Origin of the sequence: Rhodobacter sp. JA431 (assembly GCF_900217725.1) — a bacterium.
Lineage (GTDB): Bacteria > Pseudomonadota > Alphaproteobacteria > Rhodobacterales > Rhodobacteraceae > Rhodobacter > Rhodobacter aestuarii.
The window spans coordinates 1-16,093 of record NZ_OBMP01000006.1 but is presented as its reverse complement, the minus strand read 5'-3'; the positions used below and the strand labels follow the sequence as shown (position 1 = coordinate 16,093).

Genomic DNA, 16,093 nt, shown 5'->3' with positions numbered 1-16,093 from the left:
TAGTTTGGGGCAGGATGCGAAGAAATGTTCATAACTGTCAAGTATGCGGTCATAGGTGTATATTTCTTGTGCCCGCGCTGCTCAGCATTTAAGCTAAGAGGATGGAACAAAAAGAAGATCAGCCCGGAGGATGGCGCGGTTCGCGCGAAGGATGGCTTGCCGCCGCGCGGGAGGTCTTTATCGAGACAGGCTTTGAGGCGGTAAAAATCCAACCTTTGGCGCAGCGGCTCGGGCTTTCTCGGACCTCGTTTTATTGGTTTTTTGAAAACCGCGAGGCGCTGCTGCAGGCGTTGCTTTCTGATTGGGAGGAAACCAACACCGGCGCGATTTTGGGCGCCAGCACGGCCTATGCCGAAACGCTGCAGGAAGCGGCGCTGAACTTAATCGGCGTATTCTTGGAAGATGGTGCCTTTTCCCCGGGGTTTGAGCGGGCCGTGCGCGGTTGGGCGCATGGCGATGCGGCGGTGGCCACGCGGGTGCAGGCGGCGGATGCCGCGCGGCTCGCCGCTATTACCGCGCTCTTCACGCGCTTTGGCGTGCCTGCGCACGAGGCCGATGTGCGCGCGCGCAACGCCTATCTTGTGCAGATCGGTTATATCTCGATGCAGATGCGCGAAAGCTTTGAAGAACGGCTCGCAAGGATACCCGATTACGTGAAAATTTACACCGGAGCCGCGCCAAACGCGCGCGAAATAGCAAGGTTTGAGGCCGCGCATCGGCCCCAAGCTACGCCGCGCTAAAGGGGGATGCTTGACCGGTTGCCCGCATCTGAAGGGCCGGATGCGGGCAACTTCGTGTTTTGCCTCACGCTGCCGTTTGTCGCGCAGCTTGCGCCTTTGGCGTGCCCAAGTTGAACACTGATACGGCATCGGACAGGGCATCCACTTCGCGGCGCAGCGAATGTGTGGCGGCGTTGGTTTCCTCGAACATGGCCGCATTGTGCTGGGTCACTTGATCAAGATCGGTGACGGCCGAATTGATTTCGACCAATGTGCTCGCCTGTTCGGCGGCAGAGGTTGCAATATCCTCGACCCGTCCCGAGATATCTTTGATAGATGCCAAGATCGAAGACAGCGCCCCGCCGGTTTCTTTGACAAATTTCACCCCGGTGGCCACGTGTTGGCCGGACTTCTCGATCAAATCATTGATCTCGCCTGCCGCCTCTGAAGAACGCTGTGCGAGTGCGCGCACCTCGGTCGCAACCACCGCAAAGCCACGGCCCGTTTCGCCCGCGCGCGCGGCTTCGACACCTGCGTTCAAAGCCAAAAGATTGGTTTGGAAGGCGATATCCTCAATCACTGACGAAATCTTCGAAATCTCCTCCGAAGACACGCGGATAGCATCCATTGCATCTACCGCAAGGGTGGCAATTTCGCTGCCCTTGGTGGCGTTTTGGCGCGCGTCTTTCGACATGACATTCGCTTCACTCGCGTTTTTAGAGGCTTCTTTGACCGAGGCCACCAATTCATTCATCGCGGCAGCGGTTTCTTCCAGCGTTGCCGCCTGCCGTTCGGTGCGATGCGCCAATTCATTCGAGGCGGTGCTGATTTGCGAGGTCTCAGAACGGATCGCCCCTGCATTATGAATCACCGTTGAAAGCGCTTCGCGCAGGCTGGCAACGGCCGCATTGAAGTCGGTCCGGATCACCTCATAGGCACCGTAGAAGGGGGTGGTGATCGTGCTTGTCAAATCACCTTGTGACAGGTGCTTGAGCGCCTGCCCCAAGGCGTCCACAACCACTTTTTGCTGTTCGGCATGCGCAGTGCGCTCCGCTTCCGCAACTTCGCGCATGTGTTCCCGCTCCGCGGCTTCTTGGGCTTCGCGTTCTTGAGCTTCGCGTTCCATGGCGGCTTCCCGGGCAAGCCGGGCTTCCCGCTCCGCCTCGGCTTGCAAACGTGCCTCTTCTTGTTCACGGCGCGCGCGGGCGTTCGCTTCTTCCAATTCGGCGGTGCGTTGAAGCCCATGCTGGAAGGATTGAACCGAGGCGGCCATTTCCCCGATTTCATCGCGTTTTTCGATGAACGGGATCGGCGCCGCAATATCGCCATCTGACATGGCGCGCATGCGGGTGTTCAGGCCTTGGATCGGCTTCGTCACGCTGCGGGCAATGGCCACGCTGAGCAAGGACAAAAGCAAAATGCCCACTCCGAACACGATCAGGGCAGAGTTGCGCAATGTGGCAATCACCGCGTGCAAATCTTCGATATAAGTCCCGGTCGCGATGACCCAGCCCCATTGCGGAAAATTCCGGCTGAAGCTCATTTTGGGAATCAGCGTGTCGGGGCCGCCATTGGTGCCCGCCCGCGCGGTGCTATACATGACAATGCCGCCGCCATCGGTGCGCGCGACATCGATCATATCGCGGTAGAAATAGACACCGTTCGGGTCTTGCAGGTCCATCTGGTTCGCGCCGACCCGGCTTGGTTTGGTGCCATGAGCCACCACCACCGCATCATAGTCAAAGGCAAATAGGTAGTTTCCATTGTCGTAGCGCAGCGTGCTGATGAAATCGCGGGCCTCGGCCTTCGCCGCATCAAGGCTGATTTCTCCCGCTTCTACGCGTGTGTTGAGCTGATCGAGCTTGCTGACCGCAAGGTCAACGACATCCGTGAGGTTCTTTTCCCGCATGGAATAGACGTTATCGACGGCCAGAACATACATCGTGCCGGCAATGGCCGCGCTGGCTAGGATCGAAGCTAAAACGATGAAATAGATACGAGCACCAATCTTCAATGACGACATGAACCGCATGTTAGTTCCTCAGCTTGGGTGCTTTTTGTCTATGCCTTGGGTCTTAACGGATGGTTGTCAGGACTATTCGAAAAACGCATTCAAACTATTGATATAGATAATATTTTGTCGAGCTGACCGGAGGGGCTGCTCCGCCAAACGCGACGGTGTTCGCCACGCGCACCTGTTCGTGGAAACCGTCCAGTTTTGTGCATTGGGGTCGTATTTTCCTTTATCAAATGACCCTGGGTCAGCATTATCTGACTGAAGGTCATTCGTTTCGGAGCGCAAAAAGGCAGGGGAACGGGCGGGGGTTCACGGGCGGAACCGACGCGCAGCGCCAATCCTGCCCGCCTCAAAACGCCCCAACAAACTACAGAAGATTTTAGCGTATTACGTGCTGGCACGGGCCAAGCGGACTCAGTCTCGCCTATTCGGCGCGGGCCGCTTTCGCAAAACGGGTCGACGCTGCTTTGTCCGCGACTATGTTCTACGCTCGCTCCATCTTGCGATAAAGCTGAGGGGTTTTAATGTCTTAACGGATTTCATGGTGCCGGCGGAGAGACTCGAACTCCCGACCCCCTGATTACAAATCAGACGCTCTACCAACTGAGCTACGCCGGCCTTGCCTTGAAATAACGTCGGGCGAAGGGGCGCGCAAGGGGCGTGGTGGGGTGATCAGAAGCGATTTGCCACACATCTGCCGCCCGGTTATGGTCCGCCGGAGGAGAGCAGGATCATGCAACTGGTTTTTCATCTTGGCGCGCATGCGACCGACGAGGGGCGTTTGATCCGCACGTTGGCCGCCAACCCCGAAAAAATGGCGCAAGCGCAGGCCCATGCGCCCGCGCCCGGTGCCTATCGCACGGCGCTGCGCGACGCGCTGCTCGCGCTCAAAGGTGGGCCAGCGGATGAAGAAACGCAAGAAAACTTGCGCACCGCCTGTCTGCGGGGGGCGAGCGGACCGGTTGAACGGCTGGTGTTCAGCTATGAAAATTTCTTAGCGCTGCCGGACCGGACGATTGGGGCCTCTGGCTTTTACCCTTCGGCGGCGGACAAGCTGGGCCCGCTCGCAAATCTGTTCCCAGAAGAAGAGACTGAGTTTCATTTGGGGCTGATCAATCCGGCCGTCTTGATTGCCGCCTTGATGGCGCGGCAGAATGGGCGCGATTATACAGAGATGATGGCCGGGCAAGACCCGCTTGACTTGCGTTGGGGGCCGGTGGTCGCGCGCATGGCCGAGGCGGCCGCACGCTGCGATGCCAAGCTTGTTTTGTGGTGCAACGAAGATTTGCCGCTGATCTTCCCAGAGGTGCTGCGCGCCATGTCCGGCATTGCCGATGATGTGGTGGTTGAGGGGGAAATGGCTCTGGTCGAAGAGATCATGGAGCCCGAGGGCGTGAAGCGCCTGCGCGCTTATGTGGCGCAGCATCCGCCGCTTTCGGTTGAGCAGCGCCGCAAAGTGTTGATCGCGTTTTTGGATAAATTCGCGCGCCCCGAAGCGCTGGAGGCAGAGTTGCCGCTGCCGGGCTGGACCGATGAGCTTGTCGCCGAAATCGGGGCAGCTTATGACGAAGACATCGAGGCAATTGCGCAATTGCCGGGGGTGACGTTGATCACCCCGTAAGCGCGGCCAGCCTCTTTTGCCCAAACGCAACATCTTAGATGATTGCGGGGCCGTTTGGCGGTGAAAGACGTTCATTTTAGAACGGAAAACCGCGCGGCATGCGGCCAAGTGCTGTTGAATATGCGACATTTCGTGCTGGAACGGGCAGGGGAATGCCCCAGCCCTGTTCCTTTTCAAACGCGCGGTTGCGTTCAGATCATTCCAAGCGCGGCTTTGTAAATGTCCATGATCGCCTCTTCTTCGGCGAGATCGTTCTTGTCACGCTTGCGCATGGCAATGATCTTTTTCATCACCTTGGTGTCGTAACCGCGGGCCTTGGCCTCGCTCATGACATCCTTTTGTTGCTCGGTGATGTCTTTCTTCTCGGCTTCGAGGTGTTCGTACTGCTCGATGAACTGGCGCAATTCGTCGGCGGCCACGTTATAGACGTCGTTGGGCATGGGATCCTCGCTGGCGATGGAGCCTCTCCCTAGCGCAGCACCTGCCGGGCTTCAAGCATTGAGGGTGCTCGCGCCACTTGGCACAGCCCGCGCTTGCCATTGCTGCGCCATCCGTGTAGCCCAAGGGAAAGTGGAGGAAGCCATGGAAATACTGATCTGGATCGGAGCGGCCGTGTCGCTGGTGGGTCTTGTCGGAATTCTCTATTGTGCCTCGCTTGTGGCCAAGGCAAAGGGCGCAGGGCTTGATGATGCGGGCTTGCGCGATCGGTTGCGCCAGATCGTGGCGCTGAACCTTGGGGCGCTGTTCGTCTCTGCAATTGGGCTGATGCTTGTGGTGATCGGGATCACCTTTAAATAAGCGCCGCTTTAGCTTTCGTCTTCAAAGAACTTTTCGCCGTCGCGGATCATGCGATCGAGGCGCGGGGAGGGCAGGGGGCATCCCTCGGCCACAAGCGCGCGCAGCCGTTTGCGGAGCGCAAGGGCGCCGATCCGGTCTGCTTGGAACATCGGGCCGCCGTGTCGGCGCGGAAAGCCAAGCGCAGCTTCTGCGGCAAGGTCAATGTCGCTGGCACGATGGGCGCGCCCGGTTTCGAGCGCGGCGGCGCCTTCGCCCGCCAGCTCGGCCAAAACACGCGCGACGATCTCTGCATCGGTCAGCCCCTGTGGGGTGATCCCCTCCGCCAGCCGTAAGGCCGCCAGCCAGTTTTCCTCGCCCACACGTGGCTGGGGCGGCGCATCATCGGGGTAGTCATAGATCCCCGCGCCGCTTGCTTTGCCCAACCGCCCGGTGTCGACAAGAGCCGCGATCAGCGCGCGTCCCCGCCGCCCGGCGACGGTAAAGCGCGCCTGCACTGCATTCAGCCCAAGCGCATCCAGTCGCGCACAAGGCCCTTCAGGAAAGCCCCACTCGGTCAAGGCGCGATCCACCTGCGCCGGGCTTGCCCCTGCCAAAATGGCCCGCTCTGCTGCAGCGATAAAAGCCACCTCAAGGCGCAGCGGCAGTGCCACCCCATGAATGACCTGCGTGCCATCCGTGCGCAGCACCATGGCAAGCTGGGCGAGGGACCCGTCATGGCCCGGTTCGGGTGCCCAGATCGCGGCAAGGCCGCGCGTGCGATCCACGCCCAATTCGCCCGGGGCCGGGGTGGCCCCGGTCAGTGCCATGATCCCGGCGGAAGCGGGGCGCGCGCGCAAATCGGCAAGGTCTTCGGGCGTCGTGGGGTTGGCAATCAACAGATCGGATTGCGTGAAATCGGTAGGGCTTGCGACGGGTTCCAGCCGTGCCCAATCGGCATCGCGCCGGGCAGCATCAATCCGGCCTGCTGTCAGGGCCTTGTGCTGGGCGTGGGCAACGGCGGTGAGCGTGGCTTCCAACCGCTCAGGCTGACTGGCACCGATTTGCACCGTGACACCACGGCTCAACAGGGCGCGCACCAACCGCTCCGGTGGGTTCCAAAGCGCAATCCGGCGCGGCTCGGCCACGGCAATCTCTGTGGGAAGCCCCCCCAGTTGCAGAGCGATACGGCGTGCGCGGCTAAGATGGCGCAGCGCGGCGCTGTCTTCGCGCGAAAGCAGATCTGCCATCAAAACGGCTTCTACATCGAGCGCGGCCTCAAGCGGCAACAGCAAGGCCGCCTCGGCCAATTCGGTCAGCTGTGGCAAAAGCGATGCATGGGGGCCTTGCGCATGGCGCGCGCGGGCTTGCAGCAGCGCATCAAGCGCTGCGCCGGCATCGGCCAAGGCGGCATCGGGCGGGGTGAAGGGCGCGCCGCCCTCCGCCACGCGCAAGGCCTCGCTGAGCGCGGCGGTCTCAATCGTGCCTTCGGAGGCAACGGCATCGCATAGGCCCAAATGCATGGCGGACTGGGCATCAAGCGGCGCAGGGGCCAGCACGGCATCAAGCGCTGCCGCCCCGCCCGCGCGGCGCACCAAACGCACCAGCGCGCCTGCGGCGGGGATCAACCCTAACCCGGGCTCTGGGCAGAAAAACCGCGCATTGGCATGGGCAAGCCGCAAGCCCGCAGCAAGACTTAGCGCCAAAGTGCCCCCCGTGATCATCCCAGAAAGCACGATCACCACGGGCACGGGGGCCGCGGCAATGCGCGTGGCAAGATCGGCAAGGCTGGGCGCCTCGGGGGCGTAATCGGCAAAGGGATCAGCCGCTTGCGGCCAGCCATTTGGACCCGCCCGCAGCACAAGGGCCTTCAGGTCTGGCGTGGCCAAGGCCTCGCTCAGGGCGGCATCAAAAGCGCGGCGCAGCGGAAGGTCAAAACCGGCGCTTGGATCCTCGGCAGACCCGCCCAGCGTGATCAGCGCCACGCCCTCTCGTCGCTGCACGCCCACGCGTCTTGCCATGCCCCCTCCGTTTTCATGCAACTTACGCGGGTAGGGGCGCGACCTGCAAGAGCAAGTCGTTGAAAACGTCCAAAATGCAGGGCTTTAGGGGCAGATGTTCAGTGCCGCGCGGCGTGCTCGGCACAAAATGGTGTCGCCGGGATCAAATCCAACCGTTCCTCTGGGATCCGTTCGCCACAAATGACGCAATAGCCATAGTCGTCCGACTCCATGCGCGTGAGCGCCGCCTCAATCATCCGCAGCTCGTTTTGTGCGGCGGCGCCAAGGTCTTCCAGCACTTCATCGCCTTCGCGTTCGGTGGCCATTTCCTCCCAGTCCTTGGAGTCATGTTCCTCAAACTCACCCGAGATTTGGTCGATGCGGGTTTCAAGCTGGTTTTTGCGGGCTAAAAGCTCCGCGCGGCGGGTCTCGTCGGATTTGATGGCGGGTGTCATGCGCGCCTCCTATGATCGGACTATCCAACACCCGCGCCGCAAAAAAAGCCTTGATGCACGTCAATTTCGCGCGCAGAGGCGGTGGCGCTTAGCCGAGATTGCCGATTTTCAGCGGCGGCAAATCTTCTTCGTCGTTCAACCCGCCAAGACCGCCCAAGCCGCCAAGGCCCCCCAAATCGCCCTCAGGCTGGTCAAACCCATCAAGGCCGCCCAGATCCCCAAGACCGCCAAGGCCAGAGGCTTCATCAAGATTGCCAAAGCCGCCAAGCCCTTCGGCGCCCGGTTGCGGGTCATAAGCGGGGCTGTCGATCCGGTCGAGCGGACCGGGCATGCCGCTGTTCATCTCCATACCGGCAAAGGGGCTTTCGCCGGATTCAAAGGGCTGCGGCACGACCCGACGCACCTTGGGGGCACCGGTTTCAAGTTCCACCACCGAGGCTTCTTCTTCGCTGATCCGCACCGCGCGCATGCCGCGATGCTGGCCAAGCCGTGCAGAGGCCAACCGCCGCCGCCCGACCCCCTCAAGGGTAAGGTTTTCCAGTGCATCTTCCGGGATCGGCAGGCTGACGCCGGGGCGCAATTGCATGATTTGCGACAGCGGCAGGGTCACGCGGTGCAAAACGGAATCGATTGTTGCTGTGGCGCTAAGAACCGAGTTTTCCATCCGCGCGTGCCATTCGGCCTCTTCCTGCGCGGGGGTCTTTTGGCCACCGGCTTCACCCTCCGTCGCGCCGGGCATACGGCGCAAGTTTTGGCCGCGGCCATTGACCGGCACGGCCCAAAGCAATTTGCCTGTGCGTTCGGCTCCCGCGCCAAAGCCCAGTTCCAATTGCCACATCCGATAGCCCATATCTTCGAGCAAAAGCCCGAGCGGACGCGGATCATCAAGATAAGAGGCATAACGAAAGCCCCCGGCCCAGACCACGGCCTCGGTTTCAACAAGGCTTTCTTCAATGAGCGAGAGCACCGCGTCGAGATATTCAACCACCATCGAGGCATCAATGCGGGTGGGTTTGCGTGCAGGCGGCGCCGTTTTCGCAAGGTTGCCCATCGTCTGCACCTCGATCAGCACCGAGAGCGTTTCGGGCGGCAGCGCGATAATGCCAAGCCCTTCATCCGGGCCTTCGATGATCGCAATCAGCGATAAAGGTTCCAGCGCCTCGGGCAGATCGGCCAAGGTGCGGCGGCTTTCTTTGATGCTAAGGGTTTGAACAGGAAGGGCAAACATATCCTGCGCAACTTTGGAAACGGCTTGCGTGATCGCCCGTTCCGCCGTCAGCGGAGAGCCGTCAGAGGCGGGGCGTCCCGCTTCTGCCTTGCGTCGCATCGCCGTGTGAACCTGTTCGTCCGTCATTCCTTCGTGCCGCCCATTTCCCATGCCTTGGATCAATCATTCGCAGATCAAGGTTTACAAATGGTTGACGAGATCAGGAATTCTTCACTCTTTTCCAAGCCTTCCGGTATGCGCCTTAGACGGGTTCGACCTCACCCTCACGCCGCCGAAGCGGTAAGGTCATGCGAAAAGCGGCCCCACCTTGGCCTGGCAGATAGTCGATCGAGCCGCCCAGATTGGCCATGATCTCGCGGCAAATCGCCAGCCCCAGCCCCGCGCCACCGGCCTTTTGCGTATCGGTCAGGCGGGCGAATTTCTCAAAAATAAGCTGCTGCTGCGCTTTCGGGATGCCGCCCCCATTGTCGATGAAGTCGATCTGCACCCGGTTTTTGCTGCGTTTCACTTCAATCCGCAGCACCGCACGCTCAGCATCGCAGTATTTCCGCGCGTTGGAAATCAGGTTGATGAAGACCTGCACCAGCCTGTCGGTATCGGTGAAAACCGGCATATGCTCGGTGGGGAAATCGCGCTCATAGCGGAAATCGCGTTCGGGCCGGGTGGAGGAGGCCGATTGCACCGCGCGGTTGATCAGATCATGCAGATTGGCGACCGAGATATTGAGGTTGACCTTACGGTTTTCGAGCACGGCAAGGTCGATCAGATCATCCAAAAGCCGGGTCAGGCGGCGCGCCTCTTCATGGATGATCTCGGCATATTGCGCGCGCATGCCCTCGGGCAGATCGGGCTCCATCAAAATCTCGGAAAACGCCCGGATCGAGGTCATGGGGGTGCGCAATTCATGGCTGATCTGGCCAAGGAAGGCGTCTTTTTGCACCGAAAGCGAGGTAAGCTTTTCATTCGCTTCGCGAAGCGCGCGGGCGGTGCGGGCAAGCTCTTTGGATTGCGCCTCTAGCTGGGCGGAATATTCTTTGATTTCTTGCGCTTCATTGGCAACCGCGATCAGGTCTTGCACGCTGACCGCTGCCCCGCCAATCAGTTGCGAAATCATCGCATGCGCCGTGGCCGCGCCGACAGAGCCCGCCAATTGTCGCTCCAACGCGGCCAGAAAATCGGGTGTCGGGTCGGGTAGAAAGCCGCGCTTGCCCTGCGCCGCGGCCTGCGCCTGAAAGAAAAGCTGCGCCTCCTGCGCGCCAAGAATGCGCTGCGCCATCGAAAGCAGATCTTCGGCTTCGGCCTGCCCGCGCGACCAACCCTTGGCCCCCTCGCGCCCCTCAAACACATTGACGAAGGCGACGCCTTGCAGCCGTTCCACCGGGCCGGGGAAGGAGATCATGGAAAGCGTCAAAAAGGCGAGCGTGTTGAGCAAAAGGCTCCACAGCATCGCGTGCAAAAACGGATCGAGCCCGTCGATGCCGAACAACGCCTGGGGCCGCAGCCAAGTAAGGCCAAAGGGGCCATCTTCCATCAGGCTGGCAGAGATCAGCCCGCCTTCGCCTACCGAGGGCAGAAAAAGCGCGTAAAGCCAAATGGCAAAGCCAATCACCATACCCGCCGCTGCGCCGGTATGGGTGGCGCCGCGCCAGAAGATGCCGCCAATGAGCGCGGGCAGCACTTGGGCCGCGCCCACAAAGGCAATCAGGCCAATCGCCGCCAAAGCCTCTGAGCCGCCCGAAAGTTGGTAGTAGCCATAGCCCATCGCCAGAACCGCGCCGATGGAAAGCCGCCGACTGGTCAGCACCAAGCCGCGCACGTCGCCGCGCTCCGCCGGCCCGCGCGCAAGCGCCAGCCAAAGTGGCGTGACGATGTGGTTCGATACCATGGTAGACAGCGCAATTGCTGCCACAATCACCATCGAGGTGGCCGAGGAAAAGCCGCCCAAAAACGCCAAGAGCGCAAGCCCACCTTGCCCTTGCGAAAGTGGGAGCGACAGAACAAACAAATCCGGGTTCGCGCCGGGGGCCGCCGTTTCAAGCCCCACAACGGCGATGGGCACCACGAAAAGGCTCATCAACAGCAGATAGCCCGGAAAAGCCCAGCTTGCGGTGACAAGGTGGCGCTCATCGGTGTTTTCGACGACGAGCACCTGAAACATACGCGGCAAGGTGAGCACGGCCGCGGCAGAGACAAAGGTTAGCCCGGCAAAACGCCCCGGCTGCAATTGCCAATCCGCCAAGGCGGAAGCGTCGATCCTGGCCAAGATATCGCCCACGCCATCGGCCAGCCCCCAGACAACCCAGATCCCCACAGCCAAAAGTGCCACCAGCTTCATCACCGCTTCAAGCGCAATGGCGGTGACAACGCCATGGTGGCGCTCGTTTGCATCCAAATTGCGGGTGCCGAACAGAATGGTGAAAAGCGCAAGCCCGCCCGCGATCCATAGCGCGGTGGCGGATTGGTTGGGCAGCGCCCAGAACTCTGGTGTATCGGCGGCAAAAACGCCAAAACTCAGCGTCACCGATTGGAGTTGCAGCGCGATATAGGGCGTGGCCGCGGCAACCGACATCAGCGTCACGATCACGCCCAGAAGGTTTGACTTTCCATAACGGCTTGAAATTAAATCCGCAATTGAGGTGACACGCTGCGCGCGGCCAATCCGCACCAGTTTGCGCAGCACCCACCACCAGCCGGTAAAAACGAGTGTGGGCCCAAGGTAGATCGTCAGGAACTCCAGCCCGGAACGCGCCGCAGAGCCCACCGCGCCGTAAAAGGTCCACGCTGTGCAATAGATCGAGAGCGAGAGCGTGTAGACCCAAGGGCTGTAGAGAAAATGCAGCCGCCCACGGGCCGCGCGCCGTTCCGCCACAAAGGCCACCAGAAACAGGAACAGCACATAAACCAAGGAAACCGCGACAAGAATATTGAAGGGCATTGGTTAGAGATCCCCGTCTTTGGGGGCCGTCGTGCCGGGCAAGCTGGGGAGGCTGCCTTCGGCCTCTTCTTCGGCATCCAAAGCGGGCGCAAGGCCCCGCGCCAGCGCCGCCGCCAGCGCCACCAACAGCGCCCAGACGGTGAAAAGATAAATCAGCCCGCGCGCCGTGTCGGGATGCGCGCCCGCATCGGGGCGCCAAAGGGCGGGCAGGGTGAAGAGAACAACCCCAAAGAGCGGCAGCAGACGCGCGGCATCCATCATCCGCCGCCGACGATAAGAGCGGCGCGCCAAAAACAGGGGCGTCGATTTACGCGGCATTCGCGCTTACGCCCCTTGCGCGGGCAAAGGCACGGCAATCTCTTCAAGGGCGCTGAGCAGATCGGCATTGGCGAAGGGCTTGGCCAGAAAGGCGGTGGCCCCCGCAGCGGCGGCGGCCTCTCGGTCGCGGCCCTGACCGCGCGCACTCAGCATCAAAACCGGGGTAGTGGCCAGACCCGCATCGGCGCGCAATTCGGCCAGAATATCGAGCCCCGAGCGGCCCGGCAGCATCAGATCAAGGATCACGGCGCTTGGTCGCCATTCGGCAATTTGCACCATCGCCCGCGCGCCAGAGGGCTCAACCGTTACGGCCCAGCCCGCGCGCGATAGAATAAACCGGATCGCCTCGGCGATGTTCGGCTCATCCTCCACCACAAGCACGCGCTTTTCTGTCATCGTTACGCCTCCCCCGGGATCAATCTATCCACGCTTGGCCCGGTGCTGTCAAACGCTGCAACGGTTCAGCGCAGCGCCACGAGCGAGGGTTCTCTGCGGCCGGGGCAGGCGGCACGCGGGCACACCCGGCAAGATGTCCCCACAGGTCGCGCCGTTTCGGTGGCGCCAAGCGGTGCGGGCAGGATCAGCATCATCGCTTCCATCAAGACAGGGCCTTCAAAGCCAGCCCCATCAAAGGCAGCGCCATCAAAGCCTTGGCTTTCGGCTGTGCCGGTCACGCGTGGGGCGGCAAAGGCATAGGTCATGAACCGCTGCGGCAGCCGCCCGGCCATATCCACAGGCATCCGCAACGGTTGCATCGGGCGCGAAAGTGCTTCGTATAGCGGCCAAAGCGCGCAAGCCGCCGTGGCGCGGGGCAAGGTGAAGCCGGGCAGGGGGCGGCGCAGGGTCAGCGCGCCCGAGCCATCACAAACGACCAGCCCAATCGGCGGCACGCCCGGCACCCCCTCGGGAAGCGTGGCGAGGCGGCGAAACACCCGCGCCATCGGAGCCCCAAAGCGCGCGGCCAATTGCCCCGGCGCGGGCCCGGTTTCCCCGAGCGCCGCCAAAAAGGGTTTGAGCGGCAGCGCGCGCGTATCGGCCAAAGCCTGTACCAGATGTGCCCGCGCCAATTCCTTGGCTGCCGAAGCCGCAAGCTCCGGCGTGGCCGCGATAATCTCCTCCGGGTCGGGCGGATCGGGGCGCTCAAATTCCGCAATATGCCAGTTGCGGGTGGTAAGCCACGCCTCAAGCTGTTCCTGCGGTGACGCGGGGCCGGTTTCCTCAGCCTCCATCTCATCAAGATATTCGACCAAACCTTCGGCGGCGCCCGAAAGCCGCAGGCTTTCTTGTGCAATCGTTTCCAAGAACCTTGCGTGCCACTCTGGCTCGATATCAGGCGTTTCCACCAAAATCGCCGCGCTTGAGCGCAGCGAGGTCACGGCGGAAAGCACCTCATGCAGGCCATCAAGCAAAAACGGGTCTTGCGCCATGCGTTCGGAATAGGTCTCGACCACGCGCTCAAGCGCCGCCACCCGCTCTTGCCGCGCGGCGAGCACCCGCGCCCAAGCCGGAAAGCGGCCCACAAACTCCTCGATCCGTTCCAATTCACCGGGGTCGAGCGGGTCGCTTGATGCGCCTGCAACGGGCATTGCGCTGCCGGCCGCAGCCTCTCGGAGCGCTTCGAAAAGCGCAGATTCCGCGCCCTCTGACAGCGCCACAGAGGCGACGCCCAGTGCCGAGGCAAAAGCCTCCAACAGCGTGTCAGAGACGCGGCGGCGGTTGTGTTCGATCAAGTTGAGATAGGCTGCCGAAATCCCCACCGCGCGGGCCAATTCGGCCTGCCGCAGCTTGAGCGCCAAGCGACGCTCGCGGATCCTTGTGCCGGTTAGCGCAGAACGAGCCATCTCTCCTCCTGCAAGGAATTTACGGCCAAAGCCCCGCGAACAAAAGCACTTTACAAAGACGGTGAAAATAGAAACGGCCCGCGGCCAGGGGGGGCACCCCGGCGCGCGGGCCTACCCCTGCGCCGTGACAGTCAACAGGGGTATTTCGGTTGCGCTTGCGGCGCAAATTTGAGGCCCGCCCGGATCACGGGGTGGACATTGGCAGGAACCTGGTGCGCGGTTGCGCGCTGGCCGGGATGAAAGGCCGAGGTGAATGGAGCGCGCGTGAAAGGCGTAGCGGATATAGCAACACCCGCCAAAGCGGGTGTGGTGAACAGTCTAGTTCGGAAACCTGCCATCCGATGTGACCGCCGTCAAGGCGCGATTGCCCTAGTCGAAAGATCGGAAATGCGCCCCGTAGTTCAGGGCTTTGAGCGAGCATTGATCCATGGCGTATTGAAACCAGACATCGCTTTTCTCGCGCGCGGCCTGTTTGTCGATGGCGAGTTTGGCACGGCCTTTGGCGATGGCTTTGCCCATGTCTTCATCCAGATCGCGCAGCCGTTTGACCCAGAATTGCGCGGCTTCATCAAAGTAGCTGCCAATCGGTGCGCCCGAGGGCACGATCATCTGTGCTACGCTCAGGCAATAGCCCGCCTCGGCGCCAAGGGTGGGCGTGTCAAAGAGGTAGCTCGCCGGCGCGGCGAATTGGCTTTTCCAAACGCTCCAGAAAAGTGCCGCCACAACGATCAGCAAAACCGCGCCACCGCCCCAGATGACGCGCGGTGACAGCTCTTCATCGGGGTTGATCCGACGTTTGAAAGTGGGGCGTTTGACGCGGGCCATGAAAGTCCTCCGCGACCACAATGGCCGCGAAGGATCAAGCTTTGGTTAAGGCGCGCCGTTACTCGAGTGTTTCGAGGACGTCTTTGAGGGTGCCGATGAGGGTATCGATATGGGTTTTTTCGATGATCAGCGGCGGCGACATGGCGATGATGTCGCCGGTGGTGCGGATCAAGATGCCTTTCTCATAGGCTTTGAGGAAGGCGCTAAAGGCGCGCTTCGTCGGCTCGCCCGCGATCGGTTCCAGCTCCACCGCGCCAATAAGCCCTTCGTTGCGGATGTCGATCACATGGCGGGTGCCTTTGAGCGAATGCAGCGCCTCTTGCCAGTAAGGCGCAAGCTCCGCCGCGCGCTCGAACAGGCCCTCTTCTTTATAGGTCTCAAGCGTCGCAAGGCCCGCCGCCGCCGCCACCGGGTTGCCCGAATAGGTGTAGCCGTGGAAGAGTTCGATCATATGCTCGGGCCCTTGCATGAAGGCATCATGCACCTCGGCCGAAGTGAGCACCGCTCCCATCGGGATAACGCCGTTGGTCAGGCCCTTGGCGGTGGTCATCAGGTCCGGCGTCACGCCGTAATGTTGCGCGGCAAAGGGCGCGCCCAAACGGCCATAGCCGGTGATCACCTCGTCAAAGATCAGCAAGATGCCGTGCTTTTTGGTGATCGCGCGGAGTTTTTCGAGATAGCCCTTGGGCGGCAAGAGTACGCCCGTCGAGCCCGCCATCGGCTCCACAATCACCGCGGCGATGGTCTCCGCGCCATGCAGCGCGACGATCCGCTCCAACTCATCGGCGAGGTTCGCGCCATGCTCCGGCTGGCCTTTCGAAAAGGCATTTTGGCCCGGCAAATGCGTATGCGGCAGGTGGTCCACCCCATTGAGCAGGCTGCCAAACATCTTGCGGTTGGTGACAATGCCGCCGACCGAAATGCCGCCAAAGTTCACGCCATGATAGCCGCGCTCGCGGCCAATCAGCCTGGTACGGGCGCCTTCGCCGCGCGCGCGATGGTAGGCAATCGCCAGTTTCAGCGCGGTTTCGACCGATTCCGAACCGGAGTTGGTGAAGAACACATGTTCCATCCCCTCGGGCGCGATATCGATGATCCGGTTGGCCAGTTCAAAGGCCGCCGGATGGCCCATCTGGAAGGCGGGCGCATAGTCAAGCTCGGCCGCCTGTTTCGCGATCGCTTCCGAGATCTTCGGACGGCAATGGCCCGCGTTGCAGCACCACAGCCCCGCCGTGCCATCGAGCACCTGGCGGCCTTCGGCGGTGGTGTAATGCATGTCTTTGGCACCCACAAACATCCGCGGCGCCTTTTTAAATTGGCGGTTGGCGGTAAAGGGCATCCAGAATGCGTTCAAATCATT

At 61.5% G+C, this 16,093-nt stretch carries 14 protein-coding genes and 1 tRNA gene; 3 read left to right on the top strand and 12 right to left on the bottom strand.

Annotated features, from left to right (window positions below; translation table 11 throughout):
• Positions 1–101: 101 nt before the first annotated feature.
• Complete coding sequence (locus CRO18_RS12675; RefSeq protein ID WP_097082405.1) at positions 102–740, top strand: TetR/AcrR family transcriptional regulator; 639 nt, start codon at positions 102–104, stop codon at positions 738–740.
• A 64-nt stretch (positions 741–804) separates the two neighbouring features.
• Here CRO18_RS12675 and CRO18_RS12670 read toward each other — a convergent pair whose 3' ends face one another.
• Both CRO18_RS12670 and CRO18_RS12665 read right to left on the bottom strand, forming a co-directional pair.
• Positions 805–2,733 (bottom strand): methyl-accepting chemotaxis protein, encoded by a 1,929-nt coding sequence (locus CRO18_RS12670; RefSeq protein ID WP_170952665.1) that lies wholly within the window; start codon positions 2,731–2,733, stop codon positions 805–807.
• A 545-nt stretch (positions 2,734–3,278) separates the two neighbouring features.
• Positions 3,279–3,354, bottom strand: a tRNA-Thr gene (locus CRO18_RS12665).
• A gap of 115 nt (positions 3,355–3,469) precedes the next feature.
• Between CRO18_RS12665 and CRO18_RS12660 the strand changes: the two genes are divergently transcribed.
• Positions 3,470–4,357, top strand: coding sequence for a hypothetical protein (locus CRO18_RS12660; protein WP_097082403.1), 888 nt, complete (start codon positions 3,470–3,472; stop codon positions 4,355–4,357).
• A 191-nt stretch (positions 4,358–4,548) separates the two neighbouring features.
• Here CRO18_RS12660 and CRO18_RS12655 read toward each other — a convergent pair whose 3' ends face one another.
• Positions 4,549–4,797 carry a DUF2312 domain-containing protein gene (locus CRO18_RS12655; RefSeq protein ID WP_076485493.1) on the bottom strand — a complete coding sequence of 83 codons (249 nt, stop codon included), beginning with the start codon at positions 4,795–4,797 and terminating at the stop codon, positions 4,549–4,551.
• A 142-nt stretch (positions 4,798–4,939) separates the two neighbouring features.
• Between CRO18_RS12655 and CRO18_RS12650 the strand changes: the two genes are divergently transcribed.
• Positions 4,940–5,155 (top strand): hypothetical protein, encoded by a 216-nt coding sequence (locus CRO18_RS12650; RefSeq protein ID WP_076485494.1) that lies wholly within the window; start codon positions 4,940–4,942, stop codon positions 5,153–5,155.
• A gap of 8 nt (positions 5,156–5,163) precedes the next feature.
• Here the strand turns inward: CRO18_RS12650 and CRO18_RS12645 are convergent, their stop codons facing one another.
• From CRO18_RS12645 to CRO18_RS12605, 9 genes are all read right to left on the bottom strand, one after another.
• Positions 5,164–7,152 carry an enoyl-CoA hydratase-related protein gene (locus CRO18_RS12645; RefSeq protein WP_097082402.1) on the bottom strand — a complete coding sequence of 663 codons (1,989 nt, stop codon included), beginning with the start codon at positions 7,150–7,152 and terminating at the stop codon, positions 5,164–5,166.
• Between the two features lie 98 nt (positions 7,153–7,250).
• Positions 7,251–7,586: a TraR/DksA family transcriptional regulator gene (locus CRO18_RS12640; protein WP_076485496.1), complete on the bottom strand. Its 336-nt coding sequence runs from the start codon at positions 7,584–7,586 to the stop codon at positions 7,251–7,253.
• Positions 7,587–7,674: 88 nt separating this feature from the next.
• Positions 7,675–8,940, bottom strand: coding sequence for a FliM/FliN family flagellar motor switch protein (locus tag CRO18_RS12635; protein ID WP_170952664.1), 1,266 nt, complete (start codon positions 8,938–8,940; stop codon positions 7,675–7,677).
• 115 nt (positions 8,941–9,055) lie between these two features.
• Positions 9,056–11,749, bottom strand: coding sequence for an ATP-binding protein (locus tag CRO18_RS12630; protein ID WP_097082400.1), 2,694 nt, complete (start codon positions 11,747–11,749; stop codon positions 9,056–9,058).
• A gap of 3 nt (positions 11,750–11,752) precedes the next feature.
• Entirely contained in the window at positions 11,753–12,067 is a 315-nt protein-coding gene (locus CRO18_RS12625; protein WP_097082399.1) for a hypothetical protein, read from the bottom strand.
• 6 nt (positions 12,068–12,073) lie between these two features.
• Positions 12,074–12,463 carry a response regulator gene (locus CRO18_RS12620; protein WP_076485500.1) on the bottom strand — a complete coding sequence of 130 codons (390 nt, stop codon included), beginning with the start codon at positions 12,461–12,463 and terminating at the stop codon, positions 12,074–12,076.
• Positions 12,464–12,528: 65 nt separating this feature from the next.
• Positions 12,529–13,908, bottom strand: coding sequence for a helix-turn-helix domain-containing protein (locus CRO18_RS12615; RefSeq protein ID WP_097082398.1), 1,380 nt, complete (start codon positions 13,906–13,908; stop codon positions 12,529–12,531).
• A gap of 369 nt (positions 13,909–14,277) precedes the next feature.
• The gene (locus CRO18_RS12610) at positions 14,278–14,733 is read right to left on the bottom strand and encodes a hypothetical protein (RefSeq protein ID WP_097082397.1); all 456 of its coding nucleotides are present in this window, start codon (positions 14,731–14,733) and stop codon (positions 14,278–14,280) included.
• Positions 14,734–14,791: 58 nt separating this feature from the next.
• Positions 14,792–16,093, bottom strand: a 1,302-nt coding sequence (locus CRO18_RS12605) for an aspartate aminotransferase family protein (protein WP_102026115.1), incomplete at its 5' end; no start/stop codon positions are given.

Excerpts from the sequence above, each read along its gene's own strand:
- CRO18_RS12675 (WP_097082405.1), top strand. The coding sequence starts at position 102 with ATGGAACAAAAAGAAGATCAGCCCGGAGGATGGCGCGGTTCGCGCGAA.
- CRO18_RS12660 (WP_097082403.1), top strand. The coding sequence starts at position 3,470 with ATGCAACTGGTTTTTCATCTTGGCGCGCATGCGACCGACGAGGGGCGT.
- CRO18_RS12655 (WP_076485493.1), bottom strand. The coding sequence starts at position 4,797 with ATGCCCAACGACGTCTATAACGTGGCCGCCGACGAATTGCGCCAGTTC.
- CRO18_RS12650 (WP_076485494.1), top strand. The coding sequence starts at position 4,940 with ATGGAAATACTGATCTGGATCGGAGCGGCCGTGTCGCTGGTGGGTCTT.
- CRO18_RS12645 (WP_097082402.1), bottom strand. The coding sequence starts at position 7,152 with ATGGCAAGACGCGTGGGCGTGCAGCGACGAGAGGGCGTGGCGCTGATC.
- CRO18_RS12640 (WP_076485496.1), bottom strand. The coding sequence starts at position 7,586 with ATGACACCCGCCATCAAATCCGACGAGACCCGCCGCGCGGAGCTTTTA.
- CRO18_RS12635 (WP_170952664.1), bottom strand. The coding sequence starts at position 8,940 with ATGACGGACGAACAGGTTCACACGGCGATGCGACGCAAGGCAGAAGCG.
- CRO18_RS12630 (WP_097082400.1), bottom strand. The coding sequence starts at position 11,749 with ATGCCCTTCAATATTCTTGTCGCGGTTTCCTTGGTTTATGTGCTGTTC.
- CRO18_RS12625 (WP_097082399.1), bottom strand. The coding sequence starts at position 12,067 with ATGCCGCGTAAATCGACGCCCCTGTTTTTGGCGCGCCGCTCTTATCGT.
- CRO18_RS12620 (WP_076485500.1), bottom strand. The coding sequence starts at position 12,463 with ATGACAGAAAAGCGCGTGCTTGTGGTGGAGGATGAGCCGAACATCGCC.
- CRO18_RS12615 (WP_097082398.1), bottom strand. The coding sequence starts at position 13,908 with ATGGCTCGTTCTGCGCTAACCGGCACAAGGATCCGCGAGCGTCGCTTG.
- CRO18_RS12610 (WP_097082397.1), bottom strand. The coding sequence starts at position 14,733 with ATGGCCCGCGTCAAACGCCCCACTTTCAAACGTCGGATCAACCCCGAT.